The organism is Bacteroides sp. 51, assembly GCF_010500965.1.
Taxonomy (GTDB): Bacteria; Bacteroidota; Bacteroidia; order Bacteroidales; family Bacteroidaceae; genus Bacteroides.
Genome location: NZ_QVMI01000200.1, coordinates 1 through 305, shown reverse-complemented (window position 1 = coordinate 305; position 305 = coordinate 1). Strand labels below are relative to the sequence as shown.

At 43.0% G+C, this 305-nt stretch carries 1 protein-coding gene; it reads right to left on the bottom strand.

From position 1 onward, the window contains the following. Positions 1-121: 121 nt before the first annotated feature. Positions 122-305: hypothetical protein (locus D0T87_RS24060; RefSeq protein WP_163178716.1), on the bottom strand; the 184-nt coding region annotated here is incomplete at its 5' end.

The following is a 305-nucleotide window of genomic DNA, read 5'->3' as shown; positions in this document are numbered from 1 at the left end:
GTGCATCTACTGTGATTTTTACTCTACCACACAATCAGAGTTAAAAGAACGCTATATACAAGCGTTATGCAAAGAGCTTGAATTGCGAAAACTAAAAAGATCTTTAATCAATGTAATCGGCTTAACTTGCAGCCTTCATATCCCTTCCTCGGCTGGCGCGACCTAAATCCGAGCTACTATAATCTTCGCGACGGGGAAGAAGTTCTATGGCTTCGACCCCGAAGTGGGTAGTATGTATGGCGATGCTTTGATGAATGGACTTGACTATGGCCGCTATCCTTCTCCACGCATTTATACTTTTGGTT